14 protein-coding genes are annotated in these 15,510 nt (G+C 66.7%); 12 read left to right on the forward strand and 2 right to left on the reverse strand.

Features of this window, described 5'->3' with window-relative positions:
* Nucleotides 1-2: 2 nt before the first annotated feature.
* A complete protein-coding gene (locus tag MBR110_RS08940; protein WP_011884973.1) occupies nt 3-857 on the reverse strand; it encodes an endonuclease/exonuclease/phosphatase family protein in 855 nt (284 codons plus the stop codon).
* Nucleotides 858-1,111: 254 nt separating this feature from the next.
* Here MBR110_RS08940 and rlmD point away from each other — a divergent pair, with 254 nt between their 5' ends.
* Nucleotides 1,112-2,416, forward strand: a complete 1,305-nt coding sequence (rlmD, locus tag MBR110_RS08945; protein ID WP_034195427.1) for a 23S rRNA (uracil(1939)-C(5))-methyltransferase RlmD — start codon at nt 1,112-1,114, stop codon at nt 2,414-2,416.
* A gap of 63 nt (nt 2,417-2,479) precedes the next feature.
* Here rlmD and MBR110_RS08950 read toward each other — a convergent pair whose 3' ends face one another.
* On the reverse strand, nt 2,480-3,178 hold the full coding sequence (locus MBR110_RS08950) for a Bax inhibitor-1/YccA family protein (protein WP_011884971.1): 699 nt from the start codon (nt 3,176-3,178) through the stop codon (nt 2,480-2,482).
* Nucleotides 3,179-3,428: 250 nt separating this feature from the next.
* Between MBR110_RS08950 and ndk the strand changes: the two genes are divergently transcribed.
* The 11 genes from ndk to hflK all read left to right on the forward strand — a co-directional run bounded on the left by ndk (nt 3,429) and on the right by hflK (nt 15,498).
* A complete protein-coding gene (gene ndk, locus MBR110_RS08955) occupies nt 3,429-3,854 on the forward strand; it encodes a nucleoside-diphosphate kinase (RefSeq protein WP_006478674.1) in 426 nt (141 codons plus the stop codon).
* 55 nt (nt 3,855-3,909) lie between these two features.
* Nucleotides 3,910-5,049 (forward strand): 23S rRNA (adenine(2503)-C(2))-methyltransferase RlmN, encoded by a 1,140-nt coding sequence (gene rlmN / locus MBR110_RS08960; RefSeq protein WP_011884970.1) that lies wholly within the window; start codon nt 3,910-3,912, stop codon nt 5,047-5,049.
* A 162-nt stretch (nt 5,050-5,211) separates the two neighbouring features.
* The gene (locus tag MBR110_RS08965) at nt 5,212-6,222 is read left to right on the forward strand and encodes a helix-turn-helix domain-containing protein (protein WP_059463319.1); all 1,011 of its coding nucleotides are present in this window, start codon (nt 5,212-5,214) and stop codon (nt 6,220-6,222) included.
* Between the two features lie 104 nt (nt 6,223-6,326).
* On the forward strand, nt 6,327-7,625 hold the full coding sequence (ispG, locus tag MBR110_RS08970; protein WP_034195407.1) for a flavodoxin-dependent (E)-4-hydroxy-3-methylbut-2-enyl-diphosphate synthase: 1,299 nt from the start codon (nt 6,327-6,329) through the stop codon (nt 7,623-7,625).
* 24 nt (nt 7,626-7,649) lie between these two features.
* Nucleotides 7,650-8,990 (forward strand): histidine--tRNA ligase, encoded by a 1,341-nt coding sequence (hisS, locus tag MBR110_RS08975; RefSeq protein WP_011884967.1) that lies wholly within the window; start codon nt 7,650-7,652, stop codon nt 8,988-8,990.
* Between the two features lie 55 nt (nt 8,991-9,045).
* Nucleotides 9,046-9,675, forward strand: coding sequence for a tetratricopeptide repeat protein (locus tag MBR110_RS08980; RefSeq protein WP_014723099.1), 630 nt, complete (start codon nt 9,046-9,048; stop codon nt 9,673-9,675).
* A gap of 40 nt (nt 9,676-9,715) precedes the next feature.
* Nucleotides 9,716-10,861: an outer membrane protein assembly factor BamB gene (gene bamB / locus MBR110_RS08985; RefSeq protein ID WP_011884965.1), complete on the forward strand. Its 1,146-nt coding sequence runs from the start codon at nt 9,716-9,718 to the stop codon at nt 10,859-10,861.
* A 249-nt stretch (nt 10,862-11,110) separates the two neighbouring features.
* Nucleotides 11,111-12,448, forward strand: a complete 1,338-nt coding sequence (gene der / locus MBR110_RS08990) for a ribosome biogenesis GTPase Der (protein WP_011884964.1) — start codon at nt 11,111-11,113, stop codon at nt 12,446-12,448.
* 153 nt (nt 12,449-12,601) lie between these two features.
* Complete coding sequence (gene hfq / locus MBR110_RS08995; protein ID WP_006399927.1) at nt 12,602-12,841, forward strand: RNA chaperone Hfq; 240 nt, start codon at nt 12,602-12,604, stop codon at nt 12,839-12,841.
* A gap of 72 nt (nt 12,842-12,913) precedes the next feature.
* Nucleotides 12,914-14,089 (forward strand): GTPase HflX, encoded by a 1,176-nt coding sequence (gene hflX / locus MBR110_RS09000; RefSeq protein ID WP_175984118.1) that lies wholly within the window; start codon nt 12,914-12,916, stop codon nt 14,087-14,089.
* A gap of 47 nt (nt 14,090-14,136) precedes the next feature.
* Nucleotides 14,137-15,498: an FtsH protease activity modulator HflK gene (hflK, locus tag MBR110_RS09005; RefSeq protein ID WP_011884962.1), complete on the forward strand. Its 1,362-nt coding sequence runs from the start codon at nt 14,137-14,139 to the stop codon at nt 15,496-15,498.
* Nucleotides 15,499-15,510: the final 12 nt, after the last annotated feature.

A 15,510-nucleotide genomic window follows, 5' to 3' on the forward strand; every position in this document is an offset into this window, starting at 1 on the left:
CCTCAATCGAGTTCGAGCACGACCGGCTGATGATCCGACGCGCGCACGTCGCCGTCGATCTCGCAGCGCGTGACGCGCGGCAGCAGCGTCTCGGTCACGAACACGAAATCGCACGCGAGCGGTCCGTCCGACCATTGCACCGTGTCGTAGACGCCGGCCGTCGGCGGCGGCGTGCGGCCGGGATGGCGCGCGACCCACGCGTCGACGAACGACGGCGCATCGGCGATTGGCTCCAGCATGCGCCGGTACGCGTCGCTGTCGAACGCGCTGTTGAAGTCGCCGCAGACGATCGCGTCGCGCGGCTGCGCCGTCGCGCTGAACGGTCCCGTCGCGTTTTCGGCCGGCGCCGGGTGGTCGGCGTGCGCGCAGGCCTCGCGGTGGCGGGCGCGTAACGCATCGACCTGCGCGAGCCGCTGGCGCGCCGAATAGAACTCGAGGTGCGTCGTCACCACGCGCACGGGGCCCGACGGCGCCAGCAATTCGACCTCGAGCGCGACGCGCGGCATCGACGGCGCATCGGCGTCTGCCGGCCACGGCAGCAATTGCCGCAACACGCGCCCGACCGGCAGGCGCGTCGCGATTGCGTTGCCGAATTGCCGGCGCGGCGCGCCGGGCTCGAGCGCGGGCAGGTCGGCGCCGATCGCATCGACGATCGTATAGCCGGGCAGCAGCGCGGCGAGCTCCGCGAACTGGTCCGGTCCGGGCCCGCCGGGCAGTGCGCCGAAGCCACGCGTGACCTCCTGCAGACACAGCACGTCGAAGTCGCCGAGCCGGCGAGCGGCCGCGACGGTGCGCGGCAGATCGACGACGCCGTCGGCATCGCGTCCCCATTGAATGTTCCAGTCGATCAATCGCATGGTCGAGCTCCGAGTTCGATGGCGGCCGGCAGCGCCCGCGCCGCCCGCGGGCCGGGCCGTGTCCGTTGCGCCGGCGCCCGCGCCCGCGCGACGAAAGCGGGCGACGCGGGCTTTCGTCGTCTACAATCTCGCCTTCTTCAACGTTTTGTCAGGAAAAGCTGGTGTCCGAAGCCGTCCCCACTTCTGCGCGCAAATCGAAAAATGCGCCCGTCCCGCCCGGGCCTGCCCCGGTGCTCGAGATCGAATCGCTCGACATGGAAGCGCGCGGTGTCGGCCGCACGGCGACCGAGGATGGCACGCCCGGCAAGGTGATCTTCGTCGAAGGCGCGCTGCCCGGCGAGCGCGTGACCTATTCGAGCTATCGCCGCAAGCCGAGCTACGAGCAGGCGACCGTCGTCGACATTCTGCGCCCGAGCGTGATGCGCACGAAGCCGAAATGCGAATTTTTCGGCACCTGCGGCGGCTGTTCGATGCAGCACCTCGACATGCGCGCGCAGGTGGCGATCAAGCAGCGCGTGCTCGAGGACAACCTGTGGCATCTGTCGAAGCTGCGCGCCGAGGCGATGTACGCGCCGATCCACGGCCCGTCGTGGGGCTATCGCTACCGCGCGCGCCTGACCGTGCGCAACGTCGCGAAGAAGGGCGGCGTCCTGGTGGGCTTCCACGAAAAGAAGAGCAGCTACGTCGCCGACATGACGAGCTGCGAAGTGCTGCCGCCGCACGTGTCGGCGATGCTGGTGCCGCTGCGCCGGCTGGTCGAGGGCCTGTCGATCCGCGATCGGATGCCGCAGATCGAGCTGGCGGTCGGCTCGCAGGTGACCGCGCTGGTGTTGCGCGTCCTGGAGCCGATCAATGCCGACGACGAAGCGCTGCTGCGCGCGTTCGCGGACGAGCACAACGTGCAGTTCTGGCTGCAGCCGAAGGGCCCCGACACGGTCGCGCCGTTCTATCCGCTCGACGTGGCGCTCGACTACACGCTGCCGGAGTTCGGCATCCGCATGCCGTTCAAGCCGACCGACTTCACGCAGGTCAACCATCAGATCAATCGCGTGCTGGTCGGGCGTGCGCTGCGTCTGCTCGCGCCGTCGCGCGACGATCGCGTGCTCGACCTGTTCTGCGGGATCGGCAACTTCACGCTGCCGCTGGCGCGCCTGGCGCGCGAGGTGATGGGCATCGAGGGCAGCGAAACGCTGACGACGCGCGCGCTCGCGAATGCGCGCGAGAACGGCGTCGACGGCCATACGACGTTCGCGTGCCGGAACCTGTTCGAAGTGACGGGCGACGATCTGCGCGCGCTCGGCGCGTTCGACAAGTTCCTGATCGACCCGCCGCGCGAAGGCGCGCTCGCGGTGTCCAAGGCGCTCGCCGAGATCGCGCAGAGCGGTGAAGGCCCGCTGCCGAAGCGGATCGTCTACGTGTCGTGCAACCCGTCGACGCTCGCGCGCGACGCCGGGCTGCTCGTCCACGAGGCCGGTTATCGGCTCAAGGGCGCCGGCGTGGTGAACATGTTCCCGAATACGTCGCACGTCGAATCGATCGCGCTGTTCGAGCGCGCTTGAGCCGCGGTCGCGGACGAAAAAAAACCGGCCTGCGGGCCGGTTTTTTTATGGGTGAGCCGAACGTCAGTTGCGGTTGCCGCCGAAGATGCCGAGCAGCGCGAGCAGGTTCGTGAACACGTTGTACAGGTCGAGGTAGATCGCGAGCGTGGCCGAGATGTAGTTCGTCTCGCCGCCGTTGACGACGCGCTGGACGTCGAACAGCATGTACGCGGAGAAGATCGCGATCGCGAGGACCGACACGGTCAGCATCAGCGCCGGCAATTGCAGGAAGATGTTCGCGACCGACGCCAGCAGGATCACGATGACGCCCATGAACAGCCATTTGCCGAGCCCGGAGAAGTCGCGCTTGCTGACCGTTGCGACCGTCGCCATCGCGGCGAAGATGATGCCGGTGCCGCCGAACGCCAGCATGATCAGCGACGGGCCGTTCGAAAAGCCGAGGATGAAGCTGAGCAGGCGCGACAGCATCAGCCCCATGAAGAACGTGAAGCCGAGCAGCACGAATACGCCGGCGGCGCTGTTCTTGGTGCGCTCGATCGCGAACATGAAGCCGAACGCGATCGCGAAGAACGCGAGCAGGCTCATCATCGGGCTGGTGGCGGCGAACAGCGAGAAGCCCGTCGCGACGCCGACCCACGCGCCGAGGACGGTCGGGATCATCGACAGCGCGAGCAGCCAGTACGTGTTCCGCAGCACGCGGTTGCGAACCTCCGCGGTGCTGACGGTGCCGCCGCGGCCGAAATTGTACGGATAGTCGTTCATGGTTTCTCCTAACATTGAACGCACGGGCGTTCGGGGCCGGTTCGGCGCGCGCGGTGTGCGGCGCAGCAAACCGGAGCAGCTATGGCTAAGATACGTTCCGCGCCGCTTGGTTTCAATGGCCGGGCAGCGCAAAAACACAGGGATTCCGAACCTTTCGCCGGTGTAAGGGTTCAATCGCAATGATACACGGGATCGTGCTACAATAGCGGATTCATTTGAACCTGTAACTTCTTAATTTTTTGGAGTTTTTATGGCAATCGAGCGCACCCTGTCGATCATCAAGCCGGATGCGGTGGCAAAGAACGTGATCGGCCAGATCTACAGCCGTTTCGAAGGCGCCGGCCTGAAGATCGTCGCATCGCGCATGGCGCACCTGTCGCGTGCCGACGCAGAGAAGTTCTACGCAGTTCACGCAGCACGTCCGTTCTTCAAGGACCTCGTCGACTTCATGATCTCGGGCCCGGTGATGATCCAGGTTCTGGAAGGCGAAGGCGCGATCCTGAAGAACCGCGACCTGATGGGCGCGACGGATCCGAAGAAGGCGGAAAAGGGCACGATCCGCGCCGACTTCGCCGACAGCATCGACGCGAACGCCGTGCACGGCTCGGACGCTGCTGAAACGGCAGCGGTCGAAATCGCGTTCTTCTTCCCGGAAATGAACGTCTACTCGCGTTAAGCGCTGGCTGGCAACGGTCAGGCAGGATTCGGCGCACGCGGCAAGGCAGCACATCATGACGAGCGAAACTTCCGTCAATCTTCTCGACTTCGATGCCGAGGGTCTTGTCGCGTACTGCGGCAGCCTCGGCGAGAAGCCGTTCCGCGCCAAGCAGTTGCAGCGCTGGATCCATCAGTACAACGCCGGCGATTTCGACGGCATGACCGACCTCGCGAAGTCCCTGAGAGAAAAGCTCAAGGGCCGCGCGACGATCGGCATGCCCGAGATCGCCAGCGATCACGTTTCCGCCGACGGCACGCGCAAGTGGCTGATCGACGTCGGGAACGGCAACGCGGTCGAAACCGTGTTCATCCCGGAAGAGACGCGCGGCACGCTGTGCGTGTCGTCGCAGGCCGGGTGTGCGGTCAATTGCCGCTTCTGCTCGACGGGCAAGCAGGGCTTCTCGCGCAACCTGTCGACGGCCGAAATCATCGGCCAGCTGCGGATGGCCGAATTTGCGCTGCGTGCGTCGCTGGGCCGCGCGCCCGGACCGAACGGCAAGGCGGAACGGGTCGTCACGAACGTCGTGATGATGGGCATGGGCGAACCGCTGTTGAACTACAACGCGGTCGTGCCCGCGATGCGGCTGATGCTCGACGACAACGCCTATGGGCTGTCGCGCCGCCGCGTCACGCTGTCGACGTCCGGCGTGGTGCCGATGATGGACCGCCTCGGCGCCGAATTGCCGGTCGCGCTCGCCGTGTCGCTGCACGCGCCGAACGATGCGCTGCGCGACGAGCTGGTGCCGCTCAACAAGAAGCATCCGCTGCGCGAACTGATGGCGGCGTGCCAGCGCTATCTGAAAGTCGCGCCGCGCGATTTCATCACTTTCGAATACTGCATGCTCGACGGCGTCAACGACACCGAAGCGCATGCGCGCGAATTGCTGGCCGTCACGCGTGACGTGCCGTGCAAATTCAATCTGATCCCGTTCAATCCGTTCCCGGAATCGGGCCTCATCCGCTCGAAGCCGGAGCAGATCAAGCGTTTTGCGCAGGTTCTGATCGACGCGGGTGTCGTCACGACCGTGCGCAAGACGCGCGGCGACGACATCGACGCCGCGTGCGGGCAGCTGGCCGGCGCCGTGAAGGATCGCACGCGCCTCGCCGAACGGACGGGCACAGCAGCAAAGATCATCGAAGTTCGGGCGGTTTGACGGGGCCGCGCAAATGCGGATGCCCGAACTTTTTGGCGGTACAACACGCGAATAGCGATCGGTCGCGGCGCCTTGGCGCCGCGCATGGTATGGACGGTAGCGGGTGCCGGCCGGCAGGGGCCGGCGGCGCCCCAGTGAAGAAGAATCGACGCGAGGACAAGGATGAGTGAGCCGCAGCCGACAAACGGCGCAGAGACGAATGCCGCGAAGCCGGCACCGGCGGGGCTGGAAACGCTGGCGGCCGTGGGCAGCCGGCTGGCGCAGCTACGGGAGGCGAAGGGCTGGACGGTCGACGACGTGTCGGCGCGGCTCAAGGTCGCTCCGCAGAAGCTGCGCGCGCTCGAGGCGGGCGACATCAGTCATCTGCCCGGCGTGACGTTCGCGCTCGGGGTCGTGCGCAGCTACGCGAAGATGCTCGGCGTCGATCCGGAGCCGTTCGCGCAGGCGCTGCGCCGCGAGCGCGGCGTGCCGGAAGTCGACCTGTCGATGCCCGCGTCGAGCGGCACGGATCTGCCGCGCGGCCGCGTGTCGATCCCGCTCGGCAGCTCGTCCGGCCATCATCCGTGGTTGTGGGGCACCGCGATCGTCGTCGTGGCGGTGATCGCCGTGCTCATGTGGCACACTGGCGGCGATTCGGCGAGCTGGCTCGCCCGCTTCAAGGGCGGCGCCGCCGAGCATGCGCCGGCGGCGAGCGCAGTGGCGGCATCGGCCGCGGAAGAGCCCGCGGCGGGCAGCGCGTCGACGGCAGCAGGCAACGAGGTTGTGGCTGCTTCGGCCGTAGTCGCGCAGGCGTCGGCGCCGGTCGCGGCGTCCGTGGCTGCCCCGGCGGCTGCGGCCCCAGCATCGCCCGCATCGCAGCCGGCCGCCGCGAGCGCGGCAAGCACGGCAAATGCGGCCGAGCCAGCGAGCGTCGCGGTTGCCGCGGGCCAGTCGGTGGTCGAGCTGAAGGTCAAGCAGGACTGCTGGTTCAGCGTGCGCGACAAGAACGGCAAGGAGCTGTTCTCGGCGCTGGTGCGGGCCGGCGAGACGAAGCAGGTCGCAGGCGACGGCCCGTTCAAGGTCACGATCGGCAACAAGGCCGGTCTCGATGCGGTCGCGTTCGACGGAAAACCCGTCGATCCGGCAAAATATTCGGCAGCGCGGGGTAACGTGGCGCGGTTCACGTTGCCCTGACGCCAAGCGCCGTGACGAAGGCCCGTGCTGCACGGGCCGCGAGGGCACGGCGCTTTTTCAATTCATGCGCCGTCGCGGCGCATTCCGCGTAAATGGATCTATCGATGCAATCCGAAGCTCAATCCCCACGCAGCAGTCAGATTTGTTCAACCGAGCCGGTGTTCGGCGGCCACCAGCCGCGTCGCGTGTCGCATGCGGTGGATGTTCGTTGGGGCGGGCAGCTCGTGACGATCGGCGGCAATGCGCCGGTGCGCGTGCAGTCGATGACGAATACCGACACGGCCGATGCGATCGGCACCGCCATCCAGATCAAGGATCTCGCGAACGCCGGTTCCGAACTGGTGCGCATCACGGTGAACACGCCTGAGGCGGCCGCCGCGGTGCCGGCCATCCGCGAGCAGCTCGACCGCATGGGCGTGACGGTGCCGCTCGTCGGCGACTTCCACTACAACGGCCATCTGCTGCTGCGCGACTATCCGGGCTGCGCGGAGGCGCTGTCGAAGTACCGGATCAACCCGGGCAACGTCGGCCAGGGCGCGAAGCGCGACACGCAGTTCGCGCAGATGATCGAAGCCGCGGCGAAGTACGACAAGCCGGTGCGGATCGGCGTGAACTGGGGCAGCCTCGATCAGGACCTGCTCGCGCGGATGATGGACGAGAACGCCGCGCGTTCGCAGCCGTGGGACGCGCAGAGCGTGATGTACGAGGCGCTGATCCAGTCGGCGATCGGCTCGGCCGAGCGCGCCGTCGAGCTGGGCCTCGGCCGCGACCGCATCGTGCTGTCGTGCAAGGTCAGCGGCGTGCAGGACCTGATCGCCGTGTACCGCGAACTCGGCCGCCGTTGCGGCTTCGCGCTGCACCTGGGCCTGACCGAGGCCGGCATGGGCTCGAAGGGCATCGTCGCGTCGACTGCGGCGCTGGGCGTGCTGCTGCAGGAAGGCATCGGCGACACGATCCGCATCTCGCTGACGCCGGAGCCGGGCGCACCGCGCACGGGCGAGGTGATCGTCGGCCAGGAAATCCTGCAGACGATGGGCCTGCGCTCGTTCGCGCCGATGGTGATCGCCTGCCCGGGTTGCGGCCGCACGACGAGCACGCTGTTCCAGGAGCTCGCGATGCAGATCCAGACCTACCTGCGCGAGCAGATGCCGGTGTGGCGCAAGGAGTATCCGGGCGTCGAGAAGATGAACGTCGCGGTGATGGGCTGCATCGTCAACGGCCCCGGCGAGTCGAAGCACGCGAACATCGGCATCAGCCTACCGGGCTCGGGCGAGAACCCGGCCGCACCCGTCTTCATCGACGGCGAGAAGGTCAAGACGCTGCGCGGCGAGCGGATCGCCGAGGAATTCCAGCAGATCGTCAGCGACTACGTCGCACGCAATTACGGCCGCAGCGCGGCCTGAACCATTCGTCCATACACACGAACGATGACTGAACAGAAACGCAAGATCGAGAAGCTCGCGGGCGTCAAGGGCATGAATGACATCCTTCCGCAGGATGCCGGCCTGTGGGAGTTCTTCGAAGCTACCGTGAAATCGCTGCTGCGCGCGTACGGCTATCAGAACATCCGCACGCCGATCGTCGAACACACGCAGCTGTTCACGCGCGGCATCGGCGAAGTCACGGACATCGTCGAGAAGGAGATGTACAGCTTCACCGACGCGCTCAACGGCGAAAACCTGACGATGCGCCCGGAGAACACCGCGGCCGTCGTGCGCGCGGCGATCGAGCACAACATGCTGTACGACGGCCCGAAGCGCCTGTGGTACATCGGCCCGATGTTCCGTCACGAGCGTCCGCAGCGCGGCCGCTATCGCCAGTTCCACCAGGTCGGCGTCGAGGCGCTCGGCTTCGCGGGCCCGGACGCGGACGCCGAGATCATCATGATGTGCCAGCGCCTGTGGGACGACCTCGGGTTGACGGGCATCAAACTCGAGATCAATTCGCTCGGCCTGGCCGAAGAGCGCGCCGCGCACCGCGTCGAGCTGATCAAGTACCTCGAGCAGCACGTCGACGTGCTGGACGAGGATGCGAAGCGCCGTCTGTACACGAACCCGCTGCGCGTGCTCGACACGAAGAATCCGGCGCTGCAGGAAATCGCCCAGAACGCGCCGAAGCTGATCGACTTCCTCGGCGACGAATCGCGCGCGCATTTCGAGGGGCTGCAGCGCCTGCTGCTCGCGAACAACATTCCGTTCAAGATCAATCCGCGGCTGGTGCGCGGCCTCGACTACTACAATCTGACCGTGTTCGAATGGGTGACCGACAAGCTCGGCGCGCAGGGCACGGTCGCGGCCGGCGGCCGCTACGATCCGCTGATCGAGCAGCTGGGCGGCAAGCCGACCGCCGCATGCGGCTGGGCGATGGGCATCGAGCGCATTCTGGAGCTGCTGAAGGAAGAAGACCTCGCGCCCGAGCAGGAAGGCGTCGACGTGTACGTCGTGCACCAGGGCGAGGCGGCGCGCGAACAGGCGTTCATCGCGGCCGAGCGTCTGCGCGACACGGGCCTCGACGTGATCTTCCACTGCAGCGCCGACGGCGCGCCGGCGAGCTTCAAGTCGCAGATGAAGCGGGCCGACGCGAGCGGCGCCGCGTTCGCGGTGATCTTCGGCGAAGAAGAGGTGGCGAACGGCACGGCGGGCGTGAAAGCGCTGCGCGGCGCCGGCCAGGAAGGGGAAAAGAACGTTCAGCAGACCGTACCGGTCGAAGGCTTGACCGAATTCCTAATCAATGCGATGGTTGCATCCGCCGAAGACGGCGACGACTGATCGCGCTGGCATTCGCTCGACAAGAAAAGCCCGAAAAGGAAGGAATCGCTCGCCGATGAGTTATCACGACGAACAAGAATCGATTGAAAGTCTGAAAGCGTGGTGGGCCCGCTGGGGCAATCTCACGACGTGGATCGTGCTCGCGGCGCTGGTCGTCGCGGCCGGTTTCAACGGCTGGAATTACTGGCAGCGCCGCCAGGCCGCCGAAGCGTCCGGCCTGTACGAGCAGGTGCAGAAGGCCGCCGCGGCGAACGACAAGGCCACGATGGCCCGCGCGGCCGCCGACATGGAAGACAAGTTCGGCAGCACGGCCTATGCACAAATGACCGCGCTCGCGGCTGCGAAGACGCTGTACGCGAGCGGCGATGCGGCCGGCGCGAAGGCGCAGCTGCAATGGGCCGCTGATCACGCCAAGGACGACGAGTACAAGCAGATCGCGAAGCTGCGGCTTGCGTCGCTGCTGCTCGACGAGAAGGCGTACGACGCGGGTCTCGTGCTGCTGTCGGGCACGCCGGTCGACGCATTCAAGGGCCTCGTGGCCGATCGCCGCGGCGATCTGCTGGCCGCGCAAGGCAAGACCGATGATGCGCGCGCCGCGTACAAGCTCGCGCTCGACGGCCTGTCGAAGGACGACCAGTCGGCGCGCCAGCTCGTGCAGTTCAAGCTGGACGCGCTCGGCGGCTGATGTCGGCCCCCTCAACCTCTTAACTCTGCTTCGCTAACCGATGAATTTGCTGAAACGTTACGCTGTGCCCGTAGCCTGCGCGGCGGCTGTCCTGGCATTGGCGGCCTGCTCGTCGTCGAAGGACGCGCGCCGCGTGCCGACGCCCCTCACCGAGTTCAAGCCCGTCCTCGACGTGCAACAGGTCTGGAAGGCGAGCGTCGGCAAGGGCGGACGCTACCTGTTCTCGCCGGTGGCCGTGGGCGACGCCGTCTACGCGGCGGGCGAGAACGGTTCGGTCGAGAAGATCGACGCGAAGACGGGCCAGACGGTGTGGCGCGGGAAGGTCGGTTCGGACCTGTCGGCCGGTGTCGGCAGCGACGGCAACCTGACCGCGGTCGGCGCGCTGAAGGGCGGCGTGTTCGTGCTCGGCCCCGACGGCAAGCTGCTGTGGAAGACCACCGTGCAGGGCGAGGTCTTCTCGCCGCCGCTGGTCGGCAACGGCCTCGTGATCGTGCGCACGATCGACGGCCAGGTGATCGCGTTCAACGCGCAGACCGGCGAGCAGAAGTGGAATTACCGCAACCGCGCGGTGCCGCTGAACCTGCGCGTGTCGGCCGGCATGACGTTCGCCGGCGATGCGGCCGTGCTGGCCGGCTTCCCCGGCGGCGGCCTGGTGGCGCTGAACCTGCAGACGGGCGAGCCGTTCTGGCAGACGCCCGTGTCGTTCCCGAAGGGCGTGACCGAGGTCGAGCGCATCAACGACGTCAGCGGTCCGCCGACGCTCGTGGGCGCGCAGGCATGCGCGGTCACGTTCCAGGGGCAGATCGGCTGCTTCGACGCGAACTCGGGCCGTCCGGTGTGGGAAAAGCCGTTCTCGAGCCGCAGCGGTCTCGCGCAGGACGATTCGGTCGTGGCCGCCGGCGACGACTGGTCGGTCGTGACCGCGTACGACGCGGCGAGCGGCAACCCGCTCTGGCGTAACGACAAGCTGAAGAGCCGCGACGTCGGCGTACCTTACCTGCTCGGCCATGCGGTCGTGATGGGCGACTACAAGGGCTTCGTGCACTTCCTGTCGCGCGAGGACGGCAGCTTCATCGCGCGGATGAAGACCGACGGCAGCGCGATCACCGCGGCGCCGGTGCTTGCCGGCAACACGCTGGTCGTGCAGACCCAGGACGGCGGCCTGTACGGGTTCCGCCCGCGCTGATACGCACGCAGCAAGCGCGAAGCGCGGCGTGGCGGAACGAGTTCCGCATGCCGCGAACGCGCGACATGAACGCGGCCGGTGTCCCCGGCCGCGCAGTATTTGAAAGGCAGTTCGTAGCGAAAGACGACGGCGCGCACCGCGCGCCCGGCGCGCGCATCCGGCGCGGCGCGAATTCGTGATATTTTCATTCAGCGCAGCCGCCCGCAGCAGCGGGCCTCCCGCTGCTGCGCACCACCGTAGAAAACACAGATGAAACCGGTCATTGCCCTCGTTGGGCGCCCCAATGTGGGGAAATCCACGCTGTTCAACCGGCTCACGCGCTCGCGCGATGCGCTCGTCGCCGACTTGCCGGGCCTCACGCGCGATCGCCATTACGGCGAAGGGCGAGTCGGTGAGCGGCCGTACCTGGTCGTCGACACCGGCGGCTTCGAACCCGTCGCGAAGGACGGCATCCTGCACGAGATGGCGCGCCAGACGCGTCAGGCGGTCGAGGAAGCCGACGTCGTCGTGTTCATCGTGGACGGGCGCAACGGCCTCGCGCCGCAGGACAAGTCGATCGCCGACTATCTGCGCAAGACCGGGCGGCCGATCTTCCTGGTCGTCAACAAGGCCGAAGGGATGAAGTACACGGCGGTCGCGACGGACTTCTACGAGCTCGGGCTCGGCGATCCGCGCGCGATCTCGGCCGCACACGGCGACGGCGTGACCGACATGATCAACGAGGCGCTGGAAGTCGCGTATGCGGGCCAGCCGGAGGAAGCGGACGACAATGATCCGTCGCGCGGCATCAAGATCGCGATCGTCGGCCGGCCGAACGTCGGCAAGTCGACGCTCGTGAACGCGCTGATCGGCGAGGATCGCGTGATCGCGTTCGACATGCCGGGCACGACGCGCGATTCGATCTACGTCGACTTCGAGCGCAACGGCAAGAAGTACACGCTGATCGATACCGCCGGGCTGCGGCGTCGCGGCAAGGTGTTCGAGGCGATCGAGAAGTTCTCGGTCGTGAAGACGCTGCAGTCGATCTCCGACGCGAACGTCGTCATTCTGTTGCTCGACGCGCAGCAGGACATTTCCGACCAGGACGCGCACATCGCGGGCTTCGTGGTCGAGCAGGGCCGCGCGCTCGTGATCGGCGTCAACAAGTGGGACGGCCTCGACGATCACGCGCGCGATCGCGCCAAAGCGGATTTGACCCGCAAGCTGAAATTCCTCGATTTCGCGAAATCGCACTACATTTCGGCCGCGAAGAAGACCGGCATCGGCGCGCTGATGCGCTCGGTCGACGACGCCTATGCCGCGGCGATGGCGAAGCTGCCGACGCCGAAGCTCACGCGCGCGCTGATCGAGGCCGTCGAGTTCCAGCAGCCGCGCCGTCGCGGCCCGGTGCGCCCGAAGCTGCGCTACGCGCACCAGGGCGGCCAGAATCCGCCGCTGATCGTGATCCACGGCAACGCGCTCGATGCGGTGACCGAGACATACAAGCGATATCTGGAAAACAGATTCCGCGAAACTTTCTCCCTGACCGGGACTCCATTGCGCATAGAGTTCCGCTCGTCGAACAATCCGTACGCGGACAAGGGCTGAACGAGCCTGCCGGGTACGCCCGGCAACGACCTGGCCGCATGGCCAGTGGCCGGGCGGGGCAGGCAAAATCAGCTATAGTGTAGCGATTGGCGCCGGATCTCTTTTTCTTCGTCGCCAATCCAGATCAACCTGCAAAAAAAGATGGAGTACGCCATGAGCAACAAAGGGCAATTGTTACAAGACCCGTTTTTGAACGCACTGCGTAAAGAGCACGTTCCTGTTTCGATCTATCTCGTCAACGGGATCAAGCTCCAAGGGAACATCGAATCCTTCGACCAGTACGTCGTGTTGCTCCGTAACACCGTGACCCAGATGGTCTACAAGCACGCCATTTCGACGGTCGTGCCGGCGCGCCCGGTGAATTTCCACCCGGACGCGGAAGCTTCGTCCTAACCTATCGCAGCGGCCGGCATCCGGTCGCCGCGAGCGACCGATGCCAGCCGCCTTATCTTGACACCCGACAATTTGATCAACGCAGCGCTCGTCGGCATCGACTTCGGCAAGACCGATTTCGAAGCCAGTCTCGAAGAACTCAGTCTTCTTGCCTCCAGCGCGGGAGCCCGTCCCGCCGTCACCCTCACCGGTCGTCGTGCCAGCCCTGATGCCAAGATGTTCATCGGCAGCGGCAAAGCCGCAGAATTGCGGCTCGCGTGCGACGCGCACAACGTCGAAATCGTCATCTTCAACCACGCACTCGCGCCCGCCCAGCAACGCAATCTGGAGCAGGCGCTGAACCGGCGCGTGGTCGATCGCACGAGCCTGATCCTCGATATCTTCGCGCAGCGCGCCCGCAGCCACGAAGGCAAGCTGCAGGTCGAGCTCGCGCAGCTGCAATATCTGTCGACCCGGCTGATTCGCGCGTGGACTCACCTGGAGCGGCAAAAAGGCGGTATCGGCCTGCGCGGCCCCGGCGAAACGCAGCTCGAAACCGACCGCCGGCTGATCGGCGAGCGGATCAAAATGCTGAAGGCGCGTCTCGACCGGCTGCGCCGGCAGCACAGCACGCAGCGTCGTCAGCGCGCGCGCAGCGGCACCATGTCGGTGTCGCTGGTCGGCTATACGAACGCGGGCAAGTCGACGCTGTTCAATGCGCTGACGAAGGCGCAGGCCTATGCGGCCGACCAGTTGTTTGCGACGCTCGATACGACGTCGCGACGCGTGTATCTGGGCGACGAGGTCGGCCAGATCGTCGTGTCCGATACGGTCGGCTTCATCCGCGAGCTGCCTCACCAGCTGGTTGCCGCGTTTCGCGCGACCCTCGAGGAAACGATTCATGCGGATCTGCTGCTGCACGTGGTGGACGCGTCGAGCGCCGTGCGGCTCGAACAGATCGAGCAGGTCAACGACGTGCTGCACGAGATCGGCGCGGACACCGTGCGGCAGGTGCTGGTGTTCAACAAGATCGACGCCGTGCCCGAACTGGCCGCCCGCGGCGACGCGGTCGAGCGGGACGAGTATGGTAATATTTCGCGCGTCTTTTTGAGCGCGCGCACCGGTCAGGGTCTCGACGCGTTGCGTGCCGCCATCGCCGAGATCGCCTCCGCGGAACACCTCTCCGGCGCGACGTCAGCCGACGGCGCGCTCGACGGCGCGCCCGCTGAACCACACGAAGGCCACACGATTTCCGAACACGGGCGCTAACCGGTCCCGGCCGGTTCGCCGGCGTCTAATCTGGTGAACAAACTCTGGTGAACGAATACAACGAGCGGAGTACCTGGCGGCGGATGCGCGCCTTGCTGTCGATCAACGATCCCCGCTGGGGGCGCGGCGACGGCAAAGGCAACGACGGATCCCGTCCGCGTGCCAACGAATCGAAACGTCCGCCCGGCGGCGACGGTGACGGTCCGCCCGATCTCGACGAGATGTGGCGCAACTTCAACCGGCGTCTGAGCGGCCTGTTCGGCGGCAAGGGCGGCAACGGCTTCCGGCCCGACAACGGCCGGGCTGCGCGCGTCGGCGTCGGCATCGTGATCGGCGTGCTGATCGCGGTCTATGCGGGCAGCGGGCTGTTCGTCGTGCAGGACGGCCAGACCGGCGTCGTGCTCCAGCTCGGCAAGCTGGCCGGCACGGTCGGCGAGGGCGTCCACTGGCGTGCGCCGTATCCGTTCTCGTCGCACGAAATCGTCGATACGACGCAAGTGCGCTCGATCGAGATCGGCCGCAACAACGTCGTGCGTCTCGCGAACGTCAAGGAAGCCGCGATGCTGACGCGCGATGCGGATATCGTCGACGTGCGTTTCGTCGTCCAGTACCGCGTGCGTTCGGCTACCGATTACCTGTTCCGTAGCGTCGATCCCGAGCGCAGCGTGTCGCAGGCCGCCCAGGCCGCAGTGCGCGCGATCGTCGGCACGCGCAGCGCGGCAGACATCCTGAACCAGGACCGCGATGCGCTGCGTAGCCAGCTGTCCGCCGCGATCCAGCGCGATCTCGACCGCTACCAGTCCGGGCTCGAGGTCACGGCCGTCACGATGCAAAGCGTCGCGGCGCCGGAACAGACGCAGGCCGCGTATGCCGAGGTCGCGAAGGCGCGCGACGAGCGCGAGGCCGCCAAGCGCGCCGCGCAAGCGTATACGAACGACCTGTTGCCGAAGGCGCAGGGCGACGCCGCGAAACTCGTCGACGATGCGAAGGCCTATGCCGACCGTGTCGTGACGCAGGCCGAAGGCGACGCCGACCGGTTCAAGCAGGTTTATGCGCAGTATTCGAAGGCGCCGGCCGTGATTCGCGAGCGGATGTACCTTGAAACGATGCAGGAAATCTACTCGAAGGCGACCAAGGTATTCGTCGGCAACAAGGCGGGCAGCAGCGTCGTGTACCTGCCGCTCGACAAGCTCGTCGAGCAGGGCCGGCAAAATGCCGCGAACGCCGCAGGTGCATCGAACGCGGCAGCCGGCGCAGCCGCGCCGGACACGGCGTCGGCTCCGGCCGCCGTCGCGTCGGGCGCACCGGCGAGCGGCGCTTCGGCCGCTGCCGCGCCCGCCGCGGGCAGCGACGTGCTGCGCTCGCGAGAGGCGTTCCGCAGCCGCGCGCGCGAAGACGATCTGAAGTAACGGGAGCGCAGA

Origin of the sequence: Burkholderia sp. MBR-1 (genome assembly GCF_013822785.1) — a bacterium.
Lineage (GTDB): Bacteria > Pseudomonadota > Gammaproteobacteria > Burkholderiales > Burkholderiaceae > Burkholderia > Burkholderia vietnamiensis.